Genomic DNA, 26,334 nt, shown 5'->3' with positions numbered 1-26,334 from the left:
TGGGAATCAGCCTTCAGGGCATGCATTCTTAATAGAAAGCTCAGCATTAACAGCCTGACTAATATAAGTAGGATGCAATGCAGCCACCTCTCCAATCACAATAACAGCAGGTGCTTCCAAACCTTCCTCTTCTACCATTTTAGCCATATTTTTTACATTAGCCACACCTACTTTCTCGTTGGGTAAAGACCCATTCTGAATAATAGCTACCGGAGTCTCCTGCTTGCCAAACCCTTCAAAGGTTTGCTGTATCTCATGTATCTTAGACATTCCCATCAGAATTACAACTGTTGCAGAAGACTGAGCCGCCAGTTCTATATCTTTGGAAACAGTGCCTTTACGGGTAGTTCCGGTTATTACCCAGAAGCTTTCGCTCAGGCCTCTTCGGGTAAGCGGTATCGCATTTAGCGCAGGTACCGCATTTACACTACTAATCCCTGGCACCAGGTTTACCTCTACCCCAGCCTGCTCTGCATACAGCTGTTCCTCATGGCCGCGACCAAATATATAAGGATCTCCACCTTTGAGCCTTACCACATGCCCATACTGGCGAGCACAACTCACAATAAGCTTATTGATGTCTTCTTGCGCTACTTTATGTCTACCTGCACGTTTGCCCACATCTATTCGGGGCACATGTGCAGGTGCATAATCCAGAAGTTTGTCGTTGGCAAGTGCGTCATAAAGGACTACATCGGCAGACTCCAGACAGCGTACCCCTTTTAGAGTAATGAGTTCCGGGTCGCCGGGACCGGCACCTACCAATGACAAACGTGGCTTTGTGGTTTCAGCTTTAGGCATGTACTTTATCGTTTAACTGATTTTCGCGAAGCTTTTTGATTAATGTAAGAAAAGACTGAGCAGCTTCCAGATAGCTCTGGGCAAAAGAAGCTTCCGGCTCAAAATCTTTCATCTGTAGTACCAGGTCTTCAAAGCTGGAGTCAAGTTTAACTTTACCCGTTTCTACGTATTGCTTATCAAACTCCTTGATGATATTCATCTGAGTATTTGGATTGATATCATCTGCCAGAAGTAAGCTCTTAGCGCTAATTACAAAAGAACTGTAAGCATTATAAATAGCATCTGCGTAGCTTTCTGCTTCGTAGTTTGCCAGTGCGCTTTCCAGTTTTTCCTCAGCTTCTACAATTAGTGTTTGTATCAGGTCTATGACAACACCTGCGCACTCTCCCACCCCAGCTACAACTTTAAAAGTCTCTTCGGCATGCTTCCAGTCTTTGTAGTCTTCAGCGGCAAGATTTTCCAGCTCGGTAAGAGGCTTTAGAAGGTAATAAAAGTACATTTTACCCTGACGATTGTAATAGTCAGCATAATACTCACCCTCTTTAGCGTTTTCCTCATAGTCTTCCAGAAGCAGACGCATAGTTTCGTCAACACGTTTGCTGGGCACTTTAATCACCTTTTCGGCTATACGACCGGCCCCGTTGCCATCTACACCACCTCCTAATAACACCTGTAGGGCAGGAAGCACCTTTTTCTGTTTGTCCTTCATTGAGCTACCATGAAAACCAATACTGGCAATACCATGCTGACCGCAGGAATTGGGGCACCCACTGATCTTGATCTTTATATCATTATTTTTAATCAATTCAGGATACTCTTCACGAATCAGCTGCTCAATACGGTTAGAAGCACCAGTACTATTTGAAATGCCTAAATTACAGGTATCTGTTCCCGGGCAGGCGGTTACATCAGCTGTACTGTCAAAACCTGGTTCTGCCAGCTCAATTTCATTTAACGCGTTAAACAGGTGGGGCAAGGCATCTTCGGTAAGGAATTTTAGCAAGAAGCCCTGGTTGACTGTGATACGTATATCGTCAGCAGCATATTTTTCTACAATAGCCGCAAATTTTCTTGCCTTATCAGAAAGGATATTGCCTAGAGGAAGTTTAATATGTACTCCGTAATAACCTTTCTGCTTTTGTTCAAACACATTGGTAGCTTTCCAGAGAGCATATTTGCTTTCATCTGCCAGCTTTGCCTCACCAAAACCTGAGTGTGTAGGAAGAACCTGCTCTGGCACTAAGTCCCTATCAACCACAAAAGATTTTGACTTAAGGCTTTTACGCTCTTCGTTCGCTAGTTTAATTAATTCTTCAGCTCCTATGCTTTTCATCAGAAATTTCATACGAGCTCTACCTCTTTTGTTTCTTTCGCCGTGACGGTCAAATACACGAAGTACAGACTCAGTAAAAGGAATTACCTGATCTTCTTCCATAAATTCTGAAGCTACTTCTGCCATTTGAGGCTGAGCTCCTAAGCCGCCACCTATTAGCACTTTAAAACCTCTGATTACTTTTCCGTCTACTTCTTTCACCTTAGGGATTAAGCCAATATCATGAATAAAAGTAAATGCAGAATCCTGCTCACTGGAAGAAAGTGCGATCTTAAATTTACGACCCATTTCCTGACAGATTGGATTACGTAAAAAGTACTCAAACATCGCCTGAGCATAAGGAGAAACATCAAATGGCTCGTTAGGGTCTATGCCTGCCATAGCCGATGCAGTGATATTTCTGACCGTATTTCCGCAGGCTTCACGAAGTGTAAGCGTATCTTTCTCCAGCTCTGCCCATAACTCTGGAGTACGGTCCAGGCTCACATAGTGTAGCTGAATATCCTGACGGGTAGTCAGGTGAAGGTTGCCATTCGCATATTCATCTGCAATATCAGCAATACGACGAATCTGCGGTACCGTAAGCTTACCGTAAGGAATTTTGATCCGAACCATCTGCACGCCTTGCTGTCTCTGGCCGTATACACCTCTGGCCAGACGCAGACTACGAAAGCGATCCTCGTCAATATTTCCCTCCCGGAATAACCTTATCTTCTTTTCCAGCTCTATGATGTCTTTCTCAACGACTGGATTCTCAATTTCTGTTCGGAAACTTTGCATGGATTTGTTTTTTGAAAGAGGTTGTAAATAAAAAAAGCCTCCCCGATGATTCAGGAAGGCCTCTATACTATCTTATAACCAATAGATAAAATCTACGGTTTTTCTTTATCAGTAAAGTGATATGTATACAGTGAGCCTTCCATGTTGAAAGACAACATACAACACCAGAACCAGCATGCACGACGCTGTGCTGCCACTAGTTTACTGTTTGTTTTGGAAAGACTACTAATCATACAATAAAAGTATAAATTCTTTGCTTGTAATTCAATATTACAACAGAATTTTTAACAATCAAATTACTATACAGAAAATCTAAATAGAATTAGGCAAGCTGAGCATCAAGCTTTTGTGCTAGTACACCTTTATTTACCGCTCCTACTTGCTTATCTACAATCTCTCCATTTTTAAATACCAACAAAGTTGGGATACTACGGATACCATACTTTGCAGATACACTTGGGTTAGCATCAACATCAACTTTACCGATCACTGCTTTGCCATCATAGTCTTCAGCCAATTCGCTAACTACCGGAGCAATCATTTTACAAGGTCCGCACCACTCTGCCCAGAAGTCAACAAGTACTGGCTTATCTCCGGATTGGATGATTTCGTCAAAGTTAGAATCGGTAATTTCAACAGGTTTGCTCATATCAATTATTATTAAAATGTTTCTAAATTATTTGTGTATATTATTTTTACGATGAAAGCTCCATTTGGATATGTAAGCTAGCCGACAAATTGCAAAATTAGAAGCTAAGCCTATTTAATCCAAACCAGAGATTTTACTCAATACTGTACGTATCAATCGGTCTATGGTTTTAGATGCCTGCACAGAAAATTTTTGCGTAGCCCTATTAGCCACTATTGCATTAGTACTCAACATGTTATGACCAAGAGCATGACCTAATGCATAGTAACCCGCAGTTTCCATCTCAAAATTGGTGATTCTTTTTCCATTAAAACTAAAGTCTCGCAATCGCTCATGCAAATGAGGCGGACGAATAGGTAAACGGAGACTACGCCCCTGGGGGGCATAAAAGCCTGGGCAGGTAAGTGTATGGCCAACGAGCATCTCATTGACAAAAGGCTCTAACAGAGTAGGCGCTGCTTCTGCGCAATAAGGCTCAAAAGACAATGCAAGGTGTTCGCCCAGTGCTTTTCCATAGATAAGCCAATCATCCGGGCGTGGGTAATCGTAAAACTGCATAAGCGTATCTATACCAAAAGCATATCTGCTTACTAACAAGCTATCCAAAGGAATGTCTTCGTGTAAAGTACCAGAAGTACCCAACCTGATAATATTAAGGGTACGCAGCAAGGGCTTAGGTTGCAAGCTCTTCAAATTGTAGTTGGCTAAAATATCCAGCTCAGTAAGCAATATTTCTACATTATCTGTACCCATACCACTGCTAATGACCATGATCGGTTTACCAGCCAGGGTACCAATATGGCTTACAAATTCGCGTCTGTTAACTTTTAGCTTTAGCCCATCAAAGTATTGACTCACCTGTGGCACTCGTTCCGGGTCACCTACAGTAAGGATGATATCGGGCAGATGCTCGGGCCTGAGCCCTAAATGATAGATGCTTCCGTCAGGATTAAGGATGATCTCGGAAGAAGGAGTTTGCTCTTTCAAAACCTATATTTCTTTTGCTGGATTGCCAAACACAGTTGCGCCAGCTTTTACATTTTCTACCACTACAGAGCCAGCCCCGATACGAGCCCCTTTGCCTACTTCTAAAGGCCCGGCGATGGTGGCGCCTGCCCCAATAAAAACATCATCAGCTATTTTAGCACCTGAGTGGATGATACTACCTGCTCCTACTTCTACATGATTGCCCAATTCAGCCTCAAAATCAATAGTAACATTGCTATGTAGCATACAGCCAATACCTACTTTGGCAAAGCTCCCCACAGTTACCCCGGCATTGGCAAACAGACCGTAAGAAATATATGCGTTTCCAGAAATGCTAGCCTTTGGGTGTACTGCATTTACAGGCATCACTTTTCTGCGTTCGTTGAGCATTTTAAATACTCCTTTGCGAAGCTCTCTTTCTTCAAGGGCTACAAATGCATCACACTTTTTACCAATAAACTTAGTATAGCCATGATCATCAGTGTTTCCCATAATACTGACCTCTCCTATTTCCTGTCCATGTTTGCGATCGTCATCATCCAGAAAGCAGTAAATAACAACTTCGTTTTGCTGAAAAATTTCAAGGGCGGCTTTACCCAAACCTCCTGCTCCAAATATAATTACCGGATTATCCATGAATTTTATTTTAATGAATGGTCTAAGCTCTTCAACAGATGAAAAGCGTATAAGATTTATATCTTCAAAATTTGTAAAAAAAACAATCTGTGACAAACCTATGTTTCAATCCGTCCTGCCCCTGTTCTTTTAGCTATTCTTTATAAATTGCAAACTCTAATTTTTAATTATAACCCAATAACGAAATGTCATTACAAATAGGCGATCAGGCTCCTGATTTTGAAGCAAAAAATCAAAATGACGAAACTGTAAAGCTTTCTGACTTCAGGGGCAAAAAAGTAGTTTTGTATTTTTATCCTAAAGATAATACTTCTGGTTGTACTGCACAGGCCTGTAACCTCAGAGACAATTATACTGAGCTACAGGATAAAGGTTACGAAGTGATTGGAGTTAGCAAAGATGGTGTAAAATCTCATCAGAAATTTGCAGAAAAGCAGGAACTCCCTTTTACACTTATTGCCGACGAAGATACACAGATCAACCAGGCTTATGGTGTATGGAAAGAAAAATCTATGTACGGAAGAAAGTATATGGGCACAGCCCGTACCACCTTTATTATAAATGAAGACGGTAAAATTGAAGATATCATAGAGAAGGTAAAAACGAAAGAGCATACTGCTCAGATACTAAAATAAAGATGTATTTGGTGTCCGTTATTTTTAGCTATAGCATGTTTTATGCTTGCTGAATTAGATTAACCCTTTAGATGTGAAAAGATTTTATCTACTATTAGCATTAGTTTTAACTGTACTTAGCAGCCAGGGCCAGGTTCAGATACAAAGACCTCCAGAAAAGACACGCATGCTTTTTTTACTGGATGCCTCTGGCAGTATGTATGCCAATTGGGGCAATAGTGTTCGCATGGACGTAGCTAAGAATATGCTGGCAGAGTTGGTGGACTCTCTTAAAGTAGATAAACAGCTAGAACTAGCTCTTAGGGTATACGGGCACCAATACAATTTGCGCTACAAAAACTGCCAGGATAGTAAGCTGGAAGTGCCATTTGCACCTAATAATCATGACCGCCTTATGGCCAAACTAAGGCAGATCCAGCCCTCTGGTGTTACTCCAATAGCTTACTCTCTGGAGCAGGCTGCTAACGATTTTACCAATGACCCGGAATATAGAAATGTAGTCATTATCATTACAGATGGAATAGAATCCTGCGGGGGGGACCCTTGCGCGGTATCTTTAGCTTTGCAGGAGAAAAACATCTTTCTAAAACCCTTCGTCATTGGCCTGGGCATGGATAAAGATTACCGTGATGAATTTGCCTGTGTGGGTCAGTATTATGATGCCCGCAATGTCAATGATTTCCGTCAGGTACTTAATAAAGTACTAAAGCAGTCGCTGGAGACAACTACTGTAAGCGTAGAGCTATTAGACCATCAGAAAAGGCCCAGCGAGACTAATGTTAATGTTACTTTTTATAACAACTTTACAAAGTCGCCCATTTATGACTTTGTACACTTCAGAGATGCCCAGGGGCGTCCAGACTCCGTCGTTTTGGATGCGGTGTTATCTTATGATGTAGTGGTCAATACTATTCCGCCGGTAGTAAAAAGAAATATAGTTTTTGAAGGAGGCAAGCATAATGTACTGCCTATACAGGCTCCTCAGGGTAATTTGTTGTTAAGTCAAAAAGGGCATACCGAATATGCTGGAGGCGTAAGAGCCCTGATACGCCAGAACAATAAGCAGGAAATTTTGAATGTACAGGAGGTTTCTACTGCAGAAAAGTATCTGATGGGCACCTATGATGTAGAAGTTCTTACGCTACCCAAGACCTATCTTAAAGATGTAAAAATACAGCAGGGTGAAACTACCCGACTGGCAATTCCTGGGCCAGGTGTACTTAATGCTAACATTGTAACTCAAGGCTACGGAAGCATATACAAAGTGCACGACAATGGTTTTCAGGAATGGATATACGATCTGGAGAAAGATAAAACCCGCTTTACACTTGCCCTACAGCCAGGAAAATATAAGATGGTGTTTCGAGCAGAACGATCTTTTGGTAGCAAGTACACCGAAGTCAAAGAGTTTACAATTGCTACTGGCTCCACTGTAAGCGTAAAGTTTTTTGGATTATAAAAAAAGCCGGCATCAACCGGCTTTACTCATATTATTTAAAGAATATGTGTTTATGTAATGTGTAGCTTTTCCGCTATCATCATACTTTCTTTCTTCTCTGCTTCTCTCATCATTAGTGCTGTTAATATATCTTCTTTCTCGTCCAGAGAAAGCGTACAGCTATTCAACTTCATGCTCTCCACAATTTCCATAATCAGGTTGAGCTCTGCTACATTTTTGGGTGTTATCAGAATCGTCTTCATCAGTCAAAAAAATTAGTGATACATAAAAAAATTAAAGAAAGCCGCCCCACTGTGTAGGACGACTTAATCAGCTGGTTATTCTTTACTTAACTACCATTACCAAGTATTTTGAGGATTCCCAGAACTTTTCAGGGTCGGAAACCACTAAATTCAGTTTTTCTTCCGCATTTTTTTCCAAGCGATAAGACTCTGTAGGATGTACAGTTACCAATTCTACCTCTTCTGCTTCTACTGGAATAGAAAGCATCTCTCTGATATCTATTTGATTAAAACGTTGTTTGTTAAAATCATCTTTGAGTACTTCTGTCCTACCTAGCCCCAGAAAACCTCCTTCTTTACTAATTACCTGGTCTTCTTTAAGCTCTTTATAGGTTCCTGCTACATAATAAGCAGTATGTAATTCATCTACTTTAGCGTTTATGGTCTCTTCCTGCTGCTTGTTTGCTTCAGAAAGACTAGCCAGATTAGAATTCAGTTCATCAACCTGAATTTTCATATCCTTAAGCTCTATGCTTAGAGTAGAAATTTCGGCCTCTTTACTTTCAATCTTCGCGCTAAGATTAGTTTTAAGCTCTTCCATAGAAGCATTTAACTTAGCATTTTTACGTCCTGCGTATTTTAATTGAGCACTTAGCGAACCTATCTTTTCTCTGTTTTCTATTAATAATCGGTTGATCTCTTCTACATCTTCCTGAATTTTGCGTTTTAAATCTTCTGTAGATAAACTCTTCTCTCGGGTAAGTTGTATATTCATTTCACGCTCACGAATTTCACGTAGGTTGCTTTCTATCTGCGCGAACGATTCAATAAATGAAGATAGTGAAGAATCTTTTGCGGCAAATTTTTGCTCTAATTGATAGTTCTCCTGAGATAACTGAGATATTTTCTCTTTCATTTCTTTATTCTCACAAGAAAACAGAGCAATACTAAGGGTGGCGAGGACGGCTAGATTTTTTAATTGGGCTTTCATAGACAAAAAAAGTTTGATGTTAAACACCAAACTTTATAAAAAATATGTGCCAAATGCCAAAAATAGCTTTATACGCTATTCTTGATTATAAAAGTGTGGACATGTTCTACAGCTTAGCCCACACATTGTAGATAAAGTATAACTTTTTACTGCTAAAGTGAATAAGACGATTACTCGTTTTCCTCGTCATTAAGATTTCTGAGTTGCAAAATCAGATCTGTCTTTAAAGTGTATAGCTTCTCTTCTAGTCCTACTGGATAACTGTGCGGATTCACCAGACGGCGCACACCTGAAGGCAGTTCATTCAAACTATCAATTGTAGTCTGGCGGATATTATGTATATCGGGTGATTCATATACCAGCTTACCATTTTTAAAAATTGGTTTTAGCAGTTCTTCATACGCCAGGCCATCCGTTTTAATAATTTTCCGACGTGTTAGATCCATAGGGTCAATAATCTTGAGTTTTTTACCCAGTTGAGTCTTCACATCGTACAGCATATCGGCCATAGGTGTTTTTTGACCATCTTCCTTATTGCTGTAGAATCGTCTTACCTGCTGTATACCAGGGTTATTTACCTTTATTGCCTGCTCAGAGAGTTTCACTTTATAATCCCACTCATCTTTGTCATTCTTGATAGCAGAAAGTTTGTAAACCGCGCCTAAAGCTGGCTGATCGTAAGCTGTTACTAGTTTAGTGCCTATGCCCCAAACTCCAATTTTAGCATCCTGCGTACGCAAACTTCCGATAATATTTTCGTCCAGGTCGTTGCTGGCTACTATATAGGTATCATTAAACCCGGCTTCGTCCAGCATCTTTCTGGCCTGTATACTAAAGTAAGCAAGGTCACCTGAATCAATCCTTACCCCAGATAGCTTCTTGCCTTTTTCTTTAAGTATCTCCCCTACTTTAATAGCATGTTTTACCCCTTCAATAGTATTATAGGTGTCTACCAGTAGCACACAATTATCAGGCATAGCATCAGCATAGGCTTTAAAAGCCGTTAACTCGTCATCGTATGCCATTACCCAGCTATGAGCATGCGTTCCGCTAACCGGTATACCAAAGAGCTTGCCCGCTAATACATTGGAGGTAGAAGAACAGCCCCCAATATAAGAAGCACGACTTGCAGCCAGAGCACCATCAATACCGTGTGCTCTGCGCAGACCAAACTCCAGCACAGGATCACCCTTTGCGGAATTAAAGATACGCGCAGCTTTGGTAGCGATAAGTGTTTGGTAGTTGATAATATTGAGTAATGGAGACTCTAGTAGCTGGCACTGCAAAATAGGCCCTTTTACTCTAATGATAGGTTCGTGAGGAAAAACTGCTTTACCCTCCGGTATGGCATCAACGTCTACTTCCAGTTTAAGGTCACCCAGATACTTTAGAAACTCATCGCTAAAGAGTGGGCTCCCATTTTTGCTATTTACGGTAGCCAGGTACTCCAGATCTTCATCTGTAAACTTAAAGTGCTTGATATAATCAATAACATACTCAAGTCCACAGTTAATGGTATACCCGCCACTAAAAGGGTTTTTCCTAAAAAAAAGATTAAAGACAGCTTCTTTTTCGGCGATACCAGATTTCCAGTAGCCATTAGCCATGGTGAGCTGATAAAAATCAGTAAACAGTGCTAAGGAGCTGCTATAAAGTTCCTGAGTGATTTTCATATTGGATGTTAGCAGTTGGGTAATAGAGAATGGGTTTTAGTAACACGATACGGTTTATCCCTAACTCTAAAACCCAGCCCCCAAAACCCTGAATGCTTATTTTACAATTTGTATTTTAAGCATATTGGTTCTATCCTCCCAGTGTAGAGGCATGCTTGCAGTATTTACAACTACATCACCTTTATGAAGATGGCCTTTTTCTTTAAGCAAGTGCTCAAGATCATCAAAAGTCTCATCTGTAGAGCTCATTTTATCATAATAAAATCCTCTCAAGCCCCAATAAAGGTTAATCTCATTGAGCAATTCACGGTTAGCTGTAAATATGAATATATCAGCTTTTGGACGATGGCCTGATAGGCGAAAACCTGTATAACCCGACTTCGTCATTCCTATAATTGCTTTAGCATTTACCTGCTTGCTTAGTTTACATGCCGTAAGTACAAGGTGATCATTATAGAAAGTAGGTGAGCTGGTATCAATATGAGAAAGCTTGTCATATACAAGGTCAGACTGGCTCTCTACAGCAATGATTGTTTTTACCATACTCTTAACCGCCTGTACCGGATACTTACCAGAAGCAGTTTCGGCAGATAGCATGATGGCATCAGCGCCGTCCATTACGCCATTAGCTACGTCATTAGTTTCTGCACGAGTAGGGCGAGGGTTTTCAATCATGCTTTCCATCATTTGAGTAGCAATGATTACTGGTTTAGAAGCAAGGTTACACTTGTTCACCAACATCTTCTGTACCATGGGCACATCTTCCATAGCAATCTCTACTCCCAGGTCGCCACGAGCTACCATCAGGCCGTCAGTAGCAGCAATAATCTCGTCAATATTGCGAATAGCCTCAGGCTTCTCAATCTTAGAGATTACTTTAATTTTCTTGCCTTTTTCCTGTATAAGATCTTTCAAATTGTAGATATCGTCCGCCTTTCTTACAAAAGATAGGGCAATCCAGTCTACATCGTTTTCCAGGCCAAACTCTAAGTCTTTTCTGTCTTTCTCGGTAAGAGAAGGTGCGGAAACATTAGTATCGGGCAGGTTTATTCCTTTTCTAGATTTTAGCGGCCCTCCATAAATAACGGTGGTATGCACATCATTGCCCTGTACCTGGTTAACTTTTAGTTCCAGTTTACCATCATCAATAAGAATGGTATCTCCGATGCTTACGTCAGAGGCCAAATTTTCGTAAGAAGTGCTTACCCTGTCGCTAGTACCTACAATATCTTCTTTACAGGTAATGATCAGGTTTTGTCCTGCTTCTATTTTTACCTCGTCATTTTCAACTTTGTTTACACGAATCTTAGGCCCCTGAAGATCTTGCAGTATGCAAACATTAGTACTGAGCTCGCTATTAATTTCGCGGATAAACTTGATAACTTCTTTGTGCCCATCGTGGGTGCCATGCGAGAAGTTCAAACGAAATACATCCACACCTGCTTTTACCAGCTCAATAAGCTTATCTTTAGTATTACAAGCTGGTCCTACAGTAGCTACAATTTTGGTTTTATTGAATACGATGTTACTATCCATGCTAAAAAATCAGGTTTTCTTTATTATCTAGATTATCAATATTAATTGGTGTAAATGACTGTATAATATCTATCTCCCCCAGGCGTTCCACATAATTATCGAGCTCAAAGGTATCACTTTCATTTTTAATGAGTAGAAAATAGTCTATATTCTTTAACTCCGGAAGCAAATAATCATTGGCCGGCTCAGAAATCGCATAATTTTTTAGTAGCCTGAAAGTACAATGAGTAGTTATATAAGTGTAATTGGAGATGATAATCTCTCGATCATGTACAAAATTAATGACTAAATCCTGAGATTTTGCTAACTTAAGTCCTAGGCAATGGTTAAGAGACCATGCCAGCTTATATTCTTTAGCTGTAGTAACTAAGCCGAGTAAATCAAAATTGCATGGTATGCTAATCTGTAATTCGCGGCTTTTTGTCATATGAAAAATGGATTAGGTCATACAGTAATTATTAAAACTCCGGGCAATTTAACTAATTTTGGCGCTTGGGATAAAATAAAGAATCAAAAAAATAAGTTTGACTTTATTAAAGTAAAATGCTTTACTTTGCGCCGTTAACTCAAAAATCCTATTAAAAATGTCAGAAATAGCGCAAAAAGTAAAAGGTATTATTATTGACAAGCTTGGAGTAGAAGAGTCTGAGGTGACTCCTGAAGCAAGCTTCACCAACGATCTAGGTGCCGATTCACTGGACACAGTAGAGCTGATCATGGAATTTGAAAAAGAATTTAACATTTCTATTCCTGATGATCAGGCTGAAAATATCGCTACTGTTGGCCAGGCAATTTCTTACCTGGAAGAAAACGTAAAGTAAATAATTTATAGAAGCTATCCCCTTTTTATGAATTCAAGGAGAGTTGTAGTTACAGGATTAGGCGCACTTACCCCTTTAGGAAATACCGTTGCTGAGTATTGGCAGGGTTTATCTAATGGAGTAAGTGGGTCTGCTCCCATTACTAGTTTTGATGCGGAGAAATTTAAAACCAGATTTGCCTGTGAACTAAAGAACTTCGACCCTATTAATTATTTTGATAGAAAAGAAGCCAGAAAAATGGACGCCTGCACCCAATATGCTATGGTGGCGGCAGACGAAGCCATACAAGATGCTCAGCTAGCACTAGATAAGCTAGATCCTGAGCGCATAGGTGTAATCTGGGGTTCTGGTATTGGTGGACTTAAAACATTTCAGGATGAAGTGTCTTATTTTGCACAGGGGGATGGTACACCTCGTTTTAATCCTTTCTTTATCCCTAAAATGATCGTGGATATTACTCCTGGTCATATCTCGATAAAGTACGGTTTTCGCGGCCCTAACTTCTCTACAGTTTCTGCCTGCGCTTCTGCTACTCATGCAATTATTGACTCTTATACCTACATCAAGCTAGGTAAAGCCGATATGATTGTAACTGGTGGTTCTGAAGCTGCTGTTTGCGAAGCTGGAGTAGGAGGTTTTGGGGCTATGAAAGCTCTTTCTGAAAGAAATGATGCTCCAGAAACCGCCTCTCGCCCGTTTGACAAAGACCGTGACGGCTTTGTATTAGGTGAAGGTGCCGGAGCGCTTATCCTTGAAGAGTATGAGCACGCCAAAGCACGTGGTGCTAAAATTTATGCTGAAGTTATCGGTAATGGCATGACAGGCGACGCCTATCATATCACTGCTCCACATCCCGACGGTGTGGGTGTAAAGCAGGTGATGTTACTTGCCCTTAAAGATGCCGGAATAGACCCTAGCGAAGTAGATTACATTAATGTACATGGTACTTCTACCTCTTTAGGTGACATCAGCGAAGTAAATGCCATTAAAGATGTCTTTGGCGATCATGCCTACAAACTTAACATTAGCTCTACCAAGTCTATGACGGGTCACCTTTTAGGTGCCGCCGGAGCTATAGAGTCTGTAGCCACAATTATGGCCATTCAGAATAACCTTGTGCCACCTACCATCAACCATTTTACGGATGATGAGAACATAGATCCGAAGCTTAACTTGACTTTCAATAAAGCTCAGGAAAGAACAGTAAATACTGCTATCAGTAATACTTTCGGCTTTGGAGGACACAATACATCAGTAGTTTTCAGAAAATTTGATGCTTAGTGGTCCCTGTCCTCAGCAGGTTTAAAAGTGCTTTTACTACGCTTCTTATTTGTATCCTACCTACCTGGATACTTAAAAGTGTACGCGCTTATCCTGATGAGGACAAACGCCTGATTGAAGCTATTAAACGGATAGTCGGTAGCTATCCGGTAAACCTGGAACTTTACCGACTGGCCACTAAACATATTTCTGTTGCCAAGAAAAACATGTTCGGTCTTAAAGAGTCTAACGAAAGGCTGGAATACCTTGGCGATGCGGTACTAAGTACTGTAGTAGCAGAGTACCTCTTCAAAAAATATCCGTACAAAGACGAAGGCTTCCTTACAGATATTCGCTCACGTATTGTCAATCGTGAATCTCTGAACAAGGTGGCCAAAAAGATTGGTGTAAGCAATATTATTGTTTATGACCAGTCAAACCTACACTCCAACGGAAAGAGCAAATTAAGCCATAAATCTATTGATGGCGATACGCTAGAAGCACTCGTAGGTGCCGTGTATCTGGATAAAGGCTTTAGCTATTGTAAAAATTTTATTCTGAAGCGACTGCTTACCCCCCACTTTGACCTGGAAAATATCATCAGCACCAACCCTAACTACAAGAGCACTATCATTGAATGGGCTCAAAAAAGCAATAAAGATATCCGCTTTGAAATTGTAGATACTTTAGGTAATGCCCAGTTCAAAGAATTTATTGCTCAAATCACTATAGATGGGAATCCAATATGTACCGGAAGTGGTTTAAGTAAAAAGAAGGCCGAACAAAGTGCGTCTCAAAAAGCTTTAGAAATACTTGATACTGAAAGCGAAGACGAGTAGTTTGGCTTATTTAGCTTTATTTTCTAAACTTTTCTCATGAGTAAACTTAGAGTTGCAGGCGCCGCCCTTAACCAGATTCCAATTGACTGGAAAACAAACTTTGACAACATAGTTTTCGCAATAGAAGAAGCAAAAGAACAGGAAGTAGATATACTTTGCCTGCCTGAGCTTACGATTTGTGGTTATGGTTGCGAAGACCTTTTTCTAAGTGATTGGCTCTATGAGAAAGCCTTACTTCAGCTGAAAGAAATTACGACTGTTTGTAGCGACATTACGGTGGCAGTAGGGCTCCCCCTAAAGTATGAGAATAAAAATTATAATGTCGCCTGCCTCATCCACAACCAGGAGATTCTTGGCTTTACGGCCAAACAGTTTTTGGCTAATGATGGCGTACACTACGAAACACGCTGGTTTACTCCCTGGCCTGCCAATCGTCAGGAGAAAATACATATCCTTGGTAAAGACTATCCTATCGGTGACCTGATACATGAAGCAAGAGGATTAAAAATAGCTTTTGAGATTTGTGAAGATGCATGGAGACTGAAGGAAAGACCTGGGTACCGCCATGCCGAAAAAGGTGTAGACCTTATTCTTAACCCAAGTGCCAGTCATTTTTCTTTTAACAAATCTGCTTATCGTGAGACTTTAGTGATACCCGCCAGCAAAGAGTTTAGCTGCACTTATGTGTTTGCTAATATGCTGGGCAATGAGTCTGGCAGAATTATTTTTGACGGAGAAATAATGATTGCTCAAGAGGGAAAACTGCTTCAGAAGAACCAGCGCTTCTCCTACGAAAATATAAATATTCTAAGTAGTTTAATAGATTTTGCTCACCCGGAATATTCAGAAGCAGCTAGCTCTAAAGATAGTAAAGCGAAGGAAGTTGAGTTTGTACGCGCTCAAACCCTGGGGCTTTTTGATTATATGCGTAAAAGTCGTTCAAAGGGTTATGTGATCTCCCTTAGTGGAGGTGCTGACTCTTCAAGCTGTACAGTTCTGGTCGCCGAAATGATCCGAAGAGGAGTGCGAGAGTTAGGTTATAGAAAATTTCTGCAAAAGGCTGGTCTTACTGAATTATTGCAACATATTGAAAAACAATCTCTCCCCAATGATTTAGAGATTGCAAAAGCTATTACTAAAGTATTGTTAACCACAGCCTATCAGGGAACTGTTAACTCTTCTGACGATACACTAAATGCGGCTCTTTCTCTAGCAAGCTCAATTGGTGCTACTTTTTTTCAGTGGAAGGTGGATGAGAACGTCGCTACTTACCGCCAGACAATTGAAAATGCGCTCGAAAGAAAGATGAGCTGGGAAGCTGATGACATAGCGCTTCAGAATATACAGGCAAGGGTAAGAATTCCGGGTATATGGATGCTTACCAATATAAAAGGAGCATTACTAATTGCGACCAATAATAGAAGTGAGGCTGATGTTGGGTACACCACTATGGATGGCGACACCAGCGGCAGCATAGCACCCATAGCTGCAGTTGATAAGTATTTTTTACTACAATGGTTACGATGGGCTGAGCAGGAATTAGGATACACTGGGTTAGCCAAAGTAAATAGCCTAAACCCTACTGCTGAGCTACGTCCGCTAGAACGTACCCAAACAGATGAAAATGATCTGATGCCCTACCCTATTTTGGCACAGATTGAAAGATTAGCTATTCGCAAATGGCTTCCACCTACTGAAGTCTATCGTATACTTTTAGCCGAAAAGCTGGAAGACGATGAACTTCTTAAAACTCACATTAAAAAGTTTTTCCGCTTATGGTCTAGAAATCAGTGGAAAAGAGAGAGAGTTGCTCCTGCCTTCCACGTGGATGATTTCAATGTAGACCCTAAAACCTGGTGCAGATTCCCTATACTTTCTGGCGGATTTGAAGAAGAACTCCGAGAGCTTGATGAACTATAAACGCTCAATTTTGTACCTGACATATATTACGTAATTCTCAGTATATATTACCTCGGGCACATTTAAGAGCTAATAGGAAAAATAGTCAGAGAGTTTCGTCATTTATTTGCAGTCTGCACTGATAAATAGACAGATTGCTATATGTTGAACATACAGGAATTCGACTTACTGGCGCTACATTATAAAGAGAAGTTTGCACTAGAGCATGGTCAACTGATTATGCGTAGGCAGTCATTTCCTTATTTGATAGGCTTGTTTCAATTAGAACAGTTTTACGCGGAAGTTTGGTATGATGTACGAACTAACCGTATCTGTGAGGTTATCGCTCATGAAGAAAAAGAGCTGTTTCAAAACTATTCTGACTTTATCCATCTGGATAGTCTTTATTAAATCCTCAAGCTTATGGTTTACCCATCTATACTTGATTTTATACCCATATTACGTTATTTCTACTGCCTGATACGACTTAATTATCACTATCTGTTTAAGATCAGTAAAAAATAATACACCCCATTTCTTCAGTTTTAGCCCACAATTTTATCTTTTACACCAGAGTTAAAGTAATACTTCCTTAAAGTCTAACTCCTGTGCTGCCAATACAAAGACAGTAGGTGGCAACTCAAGAGTCTTTCTACTGAGGTCTTCGTAATACTCTAAAAACGTATCTTTAGGTTCGGCTAATCCTAACATTACTAAGTCTGCCTCTTGTGACTCCTCGTGAAGGATTTCCCAAAATGACCTTCCATGAGAAACGATAACCTGTCGGTCAAATTTCACCCTCATATTATGAATGATATCGTCAATATTTTTACGCGTCTTTTCTTCGGCACTCTCATCTGAAACCACCATTTTTACTACCACATCAGCATTTTGCCAGTTGAGACTATTGTGCAGAAGATATGTCATTAGCAGCATAAGGCCTCCGTTTTTGTTAAGCCCTCCCCACCAAAGATCAATCCTTTTTCGCTCGCCAAAGTTGTCGTCTTCTTCAGCACGAACGATGATTACATTTCGCCGAGCCTCATAAAAATGCCTGATCATATCGCAGTATGGCCTATGATGAGACATCTCCTGCGTATCTCCGAGCATAACTGTATTCGGTACCAGGCCACCAATCCCGTACATACTCACCAAGCGTTCTCCACCTACAAACGGATCTTCCGCACTTACTACCCTCACCAGAGCCTGCACCCTACGGCTTTGCAAAAACTCCCGAATATTATCTTCCATTTTCTGGAGGCGCTCAAAAGGAACATCAGGAGCTTTTATAACTGTAGAAACCGTCATCAAAGCCTGGCCTCCGGTAAAGTCTGCACCCAGCGTAATCAAATGCCAACGCTTGGTAGGAGCACCAGAGAGTATCAATATATTGGGTCGCCAGTTTTTAGCATCTGGTATCTTGTTTACCCTCAGCAATGCAGAACGGGCTACTGCCAGCCAAAGCCCTCTACGTACGTCTCCAAAGGCAGTCTGTATGCCTCTTCTTTTCAGCCAGACAAATATCACACTTACGAAAAAGGCAGCAACTAAGGTAGCCGTAGCATTAATTAGAAACATTACTGCCAGACAACCCGCAGCTCCTAAAAATGAAAAAGCCCAGTGAACTTTAAAGCTAGGTCTGAAAGAGGGGCTTCCTAGAAGGGTCTCAATACCGGCGGCAATATTAAGCACTCCATAAGTTGTCAGAAAAAACATACTGAGCACTGGAGCTATCACATCCAGATTTCCTAAATATACAGCTAGTATAGCAACTACCATAGTTAGAAGGGTACCAGCACGTGGTATGTTGTCTTTACCTGTACCCTTACCTAACCATTGCATATAATGAGGCAAAACTCTGTCTTTAGCCAGGGCCTGCAGAATGCGCGGTGCACCTAAAATACTACCTACGGCGCTGGAAAGTGTAGCCCCCCAGACTCCTAACAGTATGGCATCTCCCCACCAGGAGATTCTCCGCATAACCAATGGGTCACTTAATAAGGTTATAGCATCAGCACGACTGGCCAAAATTATAGGAAGCGTCATATAAATGATATATCCTACGCCTACTGCCATGAATGTTCCTTTAGGAATGGAACGTGAAGGGTTCTCCAGATCTCCAGACAAATTAACACCAGCCATAATACCAGTAACGGCGGGGAAAAATACAGCAAATACAACCCAAAAACTTTCACTCTTTTCGGAGGGAGCTCCCCACATTTCTACGTTTGTAGCTTCCAGGGGCTTTCCAAAAATCAGAGATAATAAGGAGATGGCTATGGCCGCCAAAATGAAGTACTGAGAACGTATGGTGGCTTTAGTAGAAAACAGAGCAAGCATGGCAATTCCTATAGTTACTACTATGCCTACTATTTTAATATTAAGTACCGGAAAGACATCAGTTAAACTTTCGGCAAAGCCAATGACATACAGGGCAACTGAAAGAGCCTGCGCCAAAAACAAGGGTATGCCTACTGCTCCACCCGTTTCTATTCCTAATGATCGGCTAATCATGTAGTATGCCCCCCCCGTACGCACTACCTGATCTGTTGATATAGCAGCAATAGAAAGAGAGGTCAAAAACGTAATGCTGGTAGAAAGAGTCACGATCAGAAGAGTGCCCACCAGACCTACATTTCCTACTACCCAACCAAAGCGCAAATACATTATTACTCCTAAAATGGTTAGAAGAGATGGGACAAAGACTCCTCCAAAGGTTCCTAATTTGCCATTGTCTGATGATGAGCTCGATACGTTTTGAGCAACGCGAGAGATAAATCTCATATAAGTTTACTGAGTTTTTACATGAATGCTGCCTTCCAAACCATTTATACGTACCAGTGTTAGCAAAAAGACACAACAAAACAAGACATTATGTCATTATTTTTTAAATATTATGTGCTTTATGCGCCATAATGACACTACCTGCAATCAAAATAGCCCTTTTTTTGGCTTGGTATTCAGTTTGTAATCAAAAGATTGAAATCAATTACGATAACATAAATACATAAAACTATGACACTTATAAGATATAACAACTGGATGCCTAAGTTCTTTGACGACAATTTTACTAAAGAACTAGACCAATGGTTTGGCCACGAAAATGCCGGCTTTAATAGCACTCCTGCAGTTAACGTAAAAGAGAACAAAGATGCTTACGAACTGGAAGTAGCTGTACCGGGCATGAAAAAAGAAGATTTCAAGATAGAAATTGATAAAGACGTGTTAACCATCGCTGCGCAGATAGAAGATAAAAAAGAAGATAGCGATAAAGAGGGCAACTATATGCGAAGAGAGTTCCACTACCAGAGCTTTAAGCGTAGCTTCCATCTACCTAAAAATCAGGTAAATGGGGATAAAATTGCCGCAAAATATAAGGATGGTGTTCTTTACCTCAATGTACCTAAAAGAGAAGAGGCAAAAGAAAAGCCAGCCCGAATGATAGAAATCGCATAAGTCTGAAGAGGCGGGTTTAACACTCGCCTTTTTTTTTACTTTACTTTGCCATAAGCATTGCGCGCTTTTTTACTAAATTCAATAGCAGTTATGAACTATAAAGACTATTACAAAATACTAGGGGTAGATAAAAGTGCTTCTCAGGATGCTATCAAAAAAGCGTACCGCAAGTTAGCTGTTAAATATCATCCTGATAAAAACCCAGACAATAAAGAAGCCGAAGAAAAGTTTAAAGACATTGCTGAAGCTTATGAAGTACTAAAGGATCCCGAAAAGCGTAAACGCTACGATGAGTTAGGTGCGAACTGGAAATACTATCAACAACATGGCCCTGATCCAGGCTGGGGCAGTTTCGGGGGAAGACCACAAGGCTCCAGAGTACAGTTTGAGGGCGATTTAAATGACCTTTTTGGCAACTCAGGCTTTTCCGACTTTTTTGAAAGCTTCTTTGGAGGCTTTGGAGGAAGCGCTGGTAGGCGTAGTGGAGGATTTGGTTTTCAACAAGCCTTTAAAGGGCAAGACCTTGAAGCTCAGATAAGTATAACCCTGGAGGAGGCTTATCATGGAGCCACTCACCTGATACATGTTAATGGCCAAAAAATCCGAATAAAGCTAAAACCAGGTCTTGAAGACGGAAAAACTTTAAGAATAAAAGGTAAAGGCGGGCCTGGTCAGGAGGGCGGACCTGCTGGAGATCTATACCTGCATGTAAGCGTGAGTCCTCATCAGCAGTTTGAGCGCAAAGGACGTGACCTTTATACCGACTTGCCCATAGATTTATATACCGCCATTCTTGGGGGTAAAGTTGAAGTAAATACCCTAAAGGGTAAAATCAAAATAAATATTGTAGAAGGCACCGAAAATGGTAAAACCTTAAGATTAAAGGGACTGGGTATGCCCGTAGAAGACAGTGATACTAAAGGAGACCTCTACGCCAAAGTGATGGTAAACCTACCCAAGAACTTAAGTGAAGAAGAAAGGAAACTTTTTGAAAAACTAAAAAGCATGAGAGCTAAGAAAAGTGCCTACGCCTAATTGGAGTAGGCTTTTTTCGTCATTCGCGTAATAAAGCTAGGCAAGCGCAAACTTACAATCCTCTTTAGCTCTTATTATATTTGACCCATTTAACAACAACAAAAGCTAAACTATGGAAAAAATACTAGTGCCAACTGATTTGGCAGATCATTCGGAATTAGCATTGCAATACGCTATTGATTTTGGCTTAAAAAACAAAGCCCAAATTGTTCTTTTCAATGATGCTATTAAAGAAGAGGATGTAGAAAAATCTACATCAGGGTTGGAGAAAGCTGTATCTGACATCAAAAGTAGCCATAGTGCTGCCAACGATTTAAGTATTGAGCAAAAATCGGATAAAGGTCCAGTACTTGAAGGTATTAGCAAGATGCTGAAAGAAAGCAGATTTGACCTTATTAGTATGGTAACTCATGATGACCACAGCCTGGATCAGAATATTGGTAGTATCTCAACAAAAATTGCACAGAAAGGCAAAGCACCGTCTATTTTAGTCCCTGAAAATAATACTTACGAGGCCATAAAGAAGATACTTATTGTAAATGATTTTACTGATTCACGCTCAGATGTACCAGCTTTTAAACACCTGAATACTGTGCTGCAATCTTTAAATGCCCAGGCTTCTTTACTTCAGGCTACCTTCACTGCGGCTAAGGTAAAGAGCAGTGACAACCCAGCAACTGTTTTAGGAGCTATAAAACCCGAAGAGAGTGAAAAAGTAAGTTTTGACACTTACCCTAAATTAATACAGGAGGTAAAGGAGCATGCTCAAAAGACTGGAGTTCAGATGATCTTTATTCCAAGCGGGCAGGCAATTTTTGAAAAGATATTTGTAGGTAACTTATCCCGTAAAATTGCCTTAGCCACTCGACTTCCAGTCTACATTTATTTTTAAACATACATCTTGTCAGAATGCAGGTATTTGTCAGGTACCTGCATTCCTACTCACATCAGTCTGTGAAAACTGTTCCATTTTCTGCTCTCCTAATACCAGTTTATAAATCACTTTTATAAAATCTGCACGATTTTGTAAATCCAGATTATGATCACTGATAAAATTACGCATTTCTTTTCTTTCCCGCTTGTTTAAAGATAGCTTTTCAGCCAGATCTCCCTGTTCATTGAGTATACTCCGAAAGGTGCCGTCAGGTGTCAGAATAAAGTAATTGAAAATAGTAACCAGCTCATCTTCACCTTTCTCCACATAATACTGTTTGCTTACCATAGCCTGCTGTTTGGCTACATCCAGTTCTCGGTTAAACAAGGCAAAACCATCTTCAAACACCAGCTCAAAAAACATTAAACGTTGCTGACCATTTTCATAAGTGTAGGGCATACTATAGAAACTTCTAATCATTTTCAGGTGCTCATCCATAAACCTGAAAAAGTCCACATTATAAACACTAAATGCCTTTACTAAACCCTTACTTTTTACCAAAGCCACATTTTGCTTTAGGTCATACTGAATATCACCTTTTATGACTTTGCCATTCTTTAGCACCACCTGTCCATAGTTCCAATTGTTTTTGGGTAAGTCTTTTGCTTCTACATACGTACACAGGAATAAAATCAAAGCCCATACAAATCCTATCTGTCTCATAAGACCAAAAAATTAAATGAATAAAAAAAGTACACTAAGTAAATCTTCGCTTCTTCCCCCTTCAGGTAGGAATATCCAGAGTAGTGGTAGGTTGAAAAGGTGTGTAAATAGTTGACTAATAAGTATCAGAAAAGGTTTATAAAAATTTTGCTTTTTTATTATAATCCATACTAAAACTACTACCAGCCTGGTATTTAGAAATATTTACCAATTATAATACACCATTTAACAGTAAATTTATTCTTAGTAATATGCAAAAAACTGCTTTTGTATGCTTAGGCATGGTAACTCCACGAGCGAGTAGAGCACTGTTCTTCTGAGAGGAGCATAATGATTATTTTAACAAACATTAGTATAATGTAAATTATTCTCACCTAAAGCTTAAAAAGAAAAAAAATTCTGCATTTCTGTTAAGTTTCAGCATTTGCCTACATCACTAATTTTTCAGGAAAGATTACCATAAGCCTTCCTCAAAAATATATCAAATTGCACTCACGTCGCGCTCAATTTTGTAAGTAATACCCACAAAAATTAATAGCGAGTATCACCTCATGACAAATTATCTCAAACTTCCGGTGTTTGCTATATGCCTGATTTTTGGCGCTTTGATTTTATTTATACTAAAATCAACAGACACTCATGCGCATTCATCAGATCATCATATATTATATAGTGATGTAATCTCTACAGAAAAAGCATATAAGTTTAAGCCGCAAGGCACGGTAGATGGTGAAATTAAAGTAATAGGCAATAACCAATCTATCTCAGATGGAGATAGTAAGCCTTCGGCAAAAGATAGCACTTACTTTGGCCTTGCCCATATTGACTCTACCACTATTACTAAGACTTACTGGATAAAGTACACCGGCCCGGACTCACTCGTAATTGAAGGCCTGATAAGCAGTAGCTCAGAGGAGTTTGTTGTAAGCAAACAACCTTCTGCCACAGTGGTTGCCTCCGGAGATAGTGTCAGCTTTGAAGTTACCTATATCCCTTTAAGCATCACTGATGAGGGCGAATATACCCAGGCAACCATAATTGTTCCTAACAATGTAAGTGATGAAAATTCTTTCAGCTTTGATGTACAAGGCGAAGGGGCAGGTATTGTAGAGGCTATCATAAAAGGTAATAATCAGCATATTCAGAACAATGATATTATTCCTGAAGAAGACGACTTCACTTCTTTCGGAGAAGCCGACATTAAGAAAGATACCATTACCCATACTTTCTGGATTCTTAATGAAGGGAACTATGAGATGGCCCTGGGTGACATCACAAGCAATTCTCCAGAATTTATCATTAAACAACCTTTTAATAATATCGTACCCAAAGGTGATAGTATCAGCTTTCAAATATCATTTGATCCTTCAATAGCCGGAGATGCATTTGCCCTCATTAATGTACCCAACACTGACAATCAGGGTAATGATCTTTACATTTTTGCCGTTAACGGTATTGGTACTGAAAACCCCATCATTGAAGTAGAGGGTCTATCGGTGCTTATTACTAATGGGGATACTACGCCCGGTGAAACAGACGACACCTACTACGGTAGAACAGATATTGAAGGTGATGGACATACGCATACCTTCTGGATTCATAACCGAGGTACTGCCGCATTACTTATTACCCAGCCTGTATCTAGTGGTCTTTCAGAGTTTAGTGTGGTACAACCTAAAGGGCTTAGTTCTTCAGACACCTTATCCATTCCATCTGAAGATAGCATTAGTTTTACAGTCACCTTTAAACCAAAAGAACTAAAAGGTTACATTTCTCTTATCTCTATAGAAAGTAACGATAAAGAAGATAGCCTTTATACTTTCCATGTGGGAGGTAAAGGTTCCGGAAAAGTTGATATAAGTGTAAAGGGGAACAATCAGCTAATCGCAAACGGGGATATTACTCCCAGTTCTAAAGATAATACACTGTTTAACTCCCTTATCGTTAATCTGGAAAGTGAAACTCACTCTTTTTGGATTGTCAATAGCGGAAATGATACACTTCACGTTGAAAGCCCCATTCTGATGGAGCATGAGGGGGAGTTTGAGTTAATACCCCCATCGCACTTTTCCATACCTCCTTCTGATAGCGTAAGCTTTAAGGTGAACTATGCACCCACTGACGAAGGCTCCGACGAAGCCCTGATTACCATCCACAATGATGATCAGGATGACGCTATATATATTTTTAAGGTAGTGGCCGAAGGCGGAATCCCTTACTTTAACGGCCTACCCGTAGCCGTTTCAGATTCTTTTGCTACGCCAAAAGAAGAGGTTCTCTATGCTAATGTACTTACAGAAAGTGGAATTGATACCTTGAGCCACGATGGTGATCATCGGGTCTATTTACTTCATGAGGTCAGTCAAGGTCAGCTCACTTTAGAGGAAAACGGAGACTTTACATACCTACCTCCTACTGGTTTCTGGGGTTCGGTTTCTTTTACTTACGAGCTATGTGATAAAGATAACGACTGCTCTACAGCAAAGGTAAATATACAGGTAGAAGGTAGCGGAATAAAAACTTATAATGCCTTCTCTCCGGACGACGACGGAATCAATGACAGCTGGGAAATAGATAATATCCACAATTATCCGGAAAATCAGGTATCCATTTTTAACCGCTGGGGCAATGTAGTCTGGGAGATGAGAGGCTACGATAACGAGGGGGTATCATGGAAAGGTGAAGCTAACACTGGCCTCAAAGTAGGCAGCAAACTTCCGGATGGCACATACTTTTACATCATTCAGGCCGAAGGCTTAAGCAACGAACAAGGTTATATAGTAATTAGCAGAAATAGGTAAAACACTGTTTATGAGAATATCTTTACTCATACTGGCAGCTATGCTGCTACAAAACACCATTCTACAGGCACAGCAAGATGAGATGTTTACACAGTATATGCATAATGAGGTAAGCATCAATCCTGCTTATGCAGGTAGCAAAGAGGGCGTTAACGTTACGGCGCTCTACCGAAATCAATGGATGCAAATGGAAGGAGCACCACGTACCTACACTCTCAATATGCATACGCCTATACCCGGAGATAAAGTGGGACTGGGCTTATCATTGTTTCATGATCAGATTGGTATACATGAACAACTTAAATTGTTTGGAGCCTACTCCTACAAAATCAAACTAGGTGAGGAACGCAACCTTCGCCTGGGTTTGCTGGCAGGTATTATTAATTTTCAGTCTGACTTTTCCAACCTGACTCCCAAAAACTCCGCTGACAAAAATTTTAGCAGCCCTTCAGTCAAAAATCTGCATATGAATTTTGGGGCCGGAGTATTCTATTATATGCCCGACTTCTATGTAGGCTTGTCAGTTCCTAATATCATCCCTAACACATCTATGTACGAAGGTGAGGCCTTTATGAGTCGTCAGCAGCATGCATACCTAACATCTGCTTATGTCTTTGAGCTTTCTCCAGACATTAAACTTAAGCCTTCTCTCATTTATAAATTTACCTACGGGGCTCCCATGCAATTAGATCTGAGTACCAACGTAATCTTTCATGATTTCCTCTGGACCGGAATAAACTGGAGAACTCAGGACTCTATAGACTTACTGCTGGGGCTACAACCCACGCGCCAGATCTATATAGGCTATGCGTATGATTATGGTATTTCCAGCTTAGCAGATTACCACAGTGGCTCTCATGAAATATTGCTCAGCTACCGTTTTAGCATTTCTACAAATCGTGTTCTAACGCCAAGATACTACTAA

The 26,334-nt window shown here is 40.4% G+C and carries 24 protein-coding genes; 12 read left to right on the top strand and 12 right to left on the bottom strand.

Features of this window, described 5'->3' with window-relative positions; genetic code table 11:
• Positions 1-6 precede the first annotated feature (6 nt).
• The 5 genes from cobA to PZB74_RS15845 all read right to left on the bottom strand — a co-directional run bounded on the left by cobA (position 7) and on the right by PZB74_RS15845 (position 5,186).
• A complete protein-coding gene (gene cobA / locus PZB74_RS15865) occupies positions 7-801 on the bottom strand; it encodes a uroporphyrinogen-III C-methyltransferase (protein WP_302237814.1) in 795 nt (264 codons plus the stop codon).
• Positions 794-2,914 (bottom strand): ferredoxin-like domain-containing protein, encoded by a 2,121-nt coding sequence (locus tag PZB74_RS15860; protein ID WP_302237812.1) that lies wholly within the window; start codon positions 2,912-2,914, stop codon positions 794-796. The genes cobA and PZB74_RS15860 overlap by 8 nt, the downstream gene beginning before the upstream one ends.
• A 322-nt stretch (positions 2,915-3,236) precedes the next feature.
• On the bottom strand, positions 3,237-3,563 hold the full coding sequence (gene trxA / locus PZB74_RS15855; protein ID WP_302237809.1) for a thioredoxin: 327 nt from the start codon (positions 3,561-3,563) through the stop codon (positions 3,237-3,239).
• Between the two features lie 114 nt (positions 3,564-3,677).
• Positions 3,678-4,550 carry a nucleoside phosphorylase gene (locus PZB74_RS15850; RefSeq protein ID WP_302237807.1) on the bottom strand — a complete coding sequence of 291 codons (873 nt, stop codon included), beginning with the start codon at positions 4,548-4,550 and terminating at the stop codon, positions 3,678-3,680.
• Positions 4,551-4,553: 3 nt separating this feature from the next.
• A complete protein-coding gene (locus PZB74_RS15845) occupies positions 4,554-5,186 on the bottom strand; it encodes a NeuD/PglB/VioB family sugar acetyltransferase (RefSeq protein ID WP_302237806.1) in 633 nt (210 codons plus the stop codon).
• A gap of 185 nt (positions 5,187-5,371) precedes the next feature.
• On the opposite strand from PZB74_RS15845, the gene bcp reads away from it, so the two are divergent.
• Complete coding sequence (gene bcp / locus PZB74_RS15840; RefSeq protein WP_302237805.1) at positions 5,372-5,821, top strand: thioredoxin-dependent thiol peroxidase; 450 nt, start codon at positions 5,372-5,374, stop codon at positions 5,819-5,821.
• Positions 5,822-5,894: 73 nt separating this feature from the next.
• The gene (locus PZB74_RS15835; protein ID WP_302237804.1) at positions 5,895-7,280 is read left to right on the top strand and encodes a vWA domain-containing protein; all 1,386 of its coding nucleotides are present in this window, start codon (positions 5,895-5,897) and stop codon (positions 7,278-7,280) included.
• Between the two features lie 50 nt (positions 7,281-7,330).
• Here PZB74_RS15835 and PZB74_RS15830 read toward each other — a convergent pair whose 3' ends face one another.
• From PZB74_RS15830 to PZB74_RS15810, 5 genes are all read right to left on the bottom strand, one after another.
• Positions 7,331-7,522, bottom strand: coding sequence for a hypothetical protein (locus PZB74_RS15830; protein ID WP_302237802.1), 192 nt, complete (start codon positions 7,520-7,522; stop codon positions 7,331-7,333).
• An 82-nt stretch (positions 7,523-7,604) separates the two neighbouring features.
• Positions 7,605-8,492 (bottom strand): Cbp1 family collagen-binding glycoprotein adhesin, encoded by an 888-nt coding sequence (locus PZB74_RS15825; protein WP_302237801.1) that lies wholly within the window; start codon positions 8,490-8,492, stop codon positions 7,605-7,607.
• Between the two features lie 170 nt (positions 8,493-8,662).
• On the bottom strand, positions 8,663-10,165 hold the full coding sequence (locus PZB74_RS15820) for a nicotinate phosphoribosyltransferase (protein ID WP_302237800.1): 1,503 nt from the start codon (positions 10,163-10,165) through the stop codon (positions 8,663-8,665).
• A 96-nt stretch (positions 10,166-10,261) separates the two neighbouring features.
• Positions 10,262-11,701: a pyruvate kinase gene (gene pyk / locus PZB74_RS15815; RefSeq protein WP_302237799.1), complete on the bottom strand. Its 1,440-nt coding sequence runs from the start codon at positions 11,699-11,701 to the stop codon at positions 10,262-10,264.
• A gap of 1 nt (position 11,702) precedes the next feature.
• Positions 11,703-12,128 (bottom strand): IPExxxVDY family protein, encoded by a 426-nt coding sequence (locus PZB74_RS15810; RefSeq protein ID WP_302237797.1) that lies wholly within the window; start codon positions 12,126-12,128, stop codon positions 11,703-11,705.
• Positions 12,129-12,285: 157 nt separating this feature from the next.
• On the opposite strand from PZB74_RS15810, the gene PZB74_RS15805 reads away from it, so the two are divergent.
• The 5 genes from PZB74_RS15805 (at position 12,286) to PZB74_RS15785 (ending at position 16,931) form a co-directional block, all read left to right on the top strand.
• Positions 12,286-12,522, top strand: a complete 237-nt coding sequence (locus PZB74_RS15805; protein ID WP_302237796.1) for an acyl carrier protein — start codon at positions 12,286-12,288, stop codon at positions 12,520-12,522.
• Between the two features lie 27 nt (positions 12,523-12,549).
• The gene (gene fabF / locus PZB74_RS15800) at positions 12,550-13,803 is read left to right on the top strand and encodes a beta-ketoacyl-ACP synthase II (RefSeq protein WP_302237795.1); all 1,254 of its coding nucleotides are present in this window, start codon (positions 12,550-12,552) and stop codon (positions 13,801-13,803) included.
• Positions 13,803-14,621 carry a ribonuclease III gene (gene rnc, locus PZB74_RS15795; RefSeq protein WP_302237794.1) on the top strand — a complete coding sequence of 273 codons (819 nt, stop codon included), beginning with the start codon at positions 13,803-13,805 and terminating at the stop codon, positions 14,619-14,621. Before fabF ends, rnc begins: the two co-directional genes overlap by 1 nt.
• A 36-nt stretch (positions 14,622-14,657) precedes the next feature.
• Positions 14,658-16,541: an NAD(+) synthase gene (gene nadE, locus PZB74_RS15790; protein WP_302237793.1), complete on the top strand. Its 1,884-nt coding sequence runs from the start codon at positions 14,658-14,660 to the stop codon at positions 16,539-16,541.
• Positions 16,542-16,682: 141 nt separating this feature from the next.
• Positions 16,683-16,931 carry a hypothetical protein gene (locus PZB74_RS15785; protein ID WP_302237792.1) on the top strand — a complete coding sequence of 83 codons (249 nt, stop codon included), beginning with the start codon at positions 16,683-16,685 and terminating at the stop codon, positions 16,929-16,931.
• Positions 16,932-17,096: 165 nt separating this feature from the next.
• Here the strand turns inward: PZB74_RS15785 and PZB74_RS15780 are convergent, their stop codons facing one another.
• A complete protein-coding gene (locus tag PZB74_RS15780) occupies positions 17,097-19,304 on the bottom strand; it encodes an APC family permease (protein ID WP_302237791.1) in 2,208 nt (735 codons plus the stop codon).
• Positions 19,305-19,535: 231 nt separating this feature from the next.
• On the opposite strand from PZB74_RS15780, the gene PZB74_RS15775 reads away from it, so the two are divergent.
• The 3 genes from PZB74_RS15775 to PZB74_RS15765 all read left to right on the top strand — a co-directional run bounded on the left by PZB74_RS15775 (position 19,536) and on the right by PZB74_RS15765 (position 21,903).
• Entirely contained in the window at positions 19,536-19,976 is a 441-nt protein-coding gene (locus tag PZB74_RS15775) for an Hsp20/alpha crystallin family protein (protein WP_302237790.1), read from the top strand.
• Between the two features lie 90 nt (positions 19,977-20,066).
• The gene (locus PZB74_RS15770) at positions 20,067-21,011 is read left to right on the top strand and encodes a DnaJ C-terminal domain-containing protein (protein ID WP_302237789.1); all 945 of its coding nucleotides are present in this window, start codon (positions 20,067-20,069) and stop codon (positions 21,009-21,011) included.
• A gap of 112 nt (positions 21,012-21,123) precedes the next feature.
• Complete coding sequence (locus tag PZB74_RS15765) at positions 21,124-21,903, top strand: universal stress protein (protein WP_302237788.1); 780 nt, start codon at positions 21,124-21,126, stop codon at positions 21,901-21,903.
• A 30-nt stretch (positions 21,904-21,933) separates the two neighbouring features.
• On the opposite strand, the gene PZB74_RS15760 is transcribed toward PZB74_RS15765, so the two are convergent.
• The gene (locus tag PZB74_RS15760) at positions 21,934-22,608 is read right to left on the bottom strand and encodes a hypothetical protein (protein ID WP_302237787.1); all 675 of its coding nucleotides are present in this window, start codon (positions 22,606-22,608) and stop codon (positions 21,934-21,936) included.
• A gap of 551 nt (positions 22,609-23,159) precedes the next feature.
• On the opposite strand from PZB74_RS15760, the gene PZB74_RS15755 reads away from it, so the two are divergent.
• Both PZB74_RS15755 and PZB74_RS15750 read left to right on the top strand, forming a co-directional pair.
• On the top strand, positions 23,160-25,409 hold the full coding sequence (locus PZB74_RS15755; protein WP_302237786.1) for a choice-of-anchor D domain-containing protein: 2,250 nt from the start codon (positions 23,160-23,162) through the stop codon (positions 25,407-25,409).
• Positions 25,410-25,419: 10 nt separating this feature from the next.
• Complete coding sequence (locus PZB74_RS15750) at positions 25,420-26,334, top strand: PorP/SprF family type IX secretion system membrane protein (RefSeq protein ID WP_302237785.1); 915 nt, start codon at positions 25,420-25,422, stop codon at positions 26,332-26,334.

Source organism: Porifericola rhodea (assembly GCF_030506305.1).
GTDB lineage: Bacteria > Bacteroidota > Bacteroidia > Cytophagales > Cyclobacteriaceae > Catalinimonas > Catalinimonas rhodea.
The sequence above is the reverse complement of the archived record's forward strand: the minus strand, read 5'-3'. Positions and strand labels throughout refer to the sequence as shown.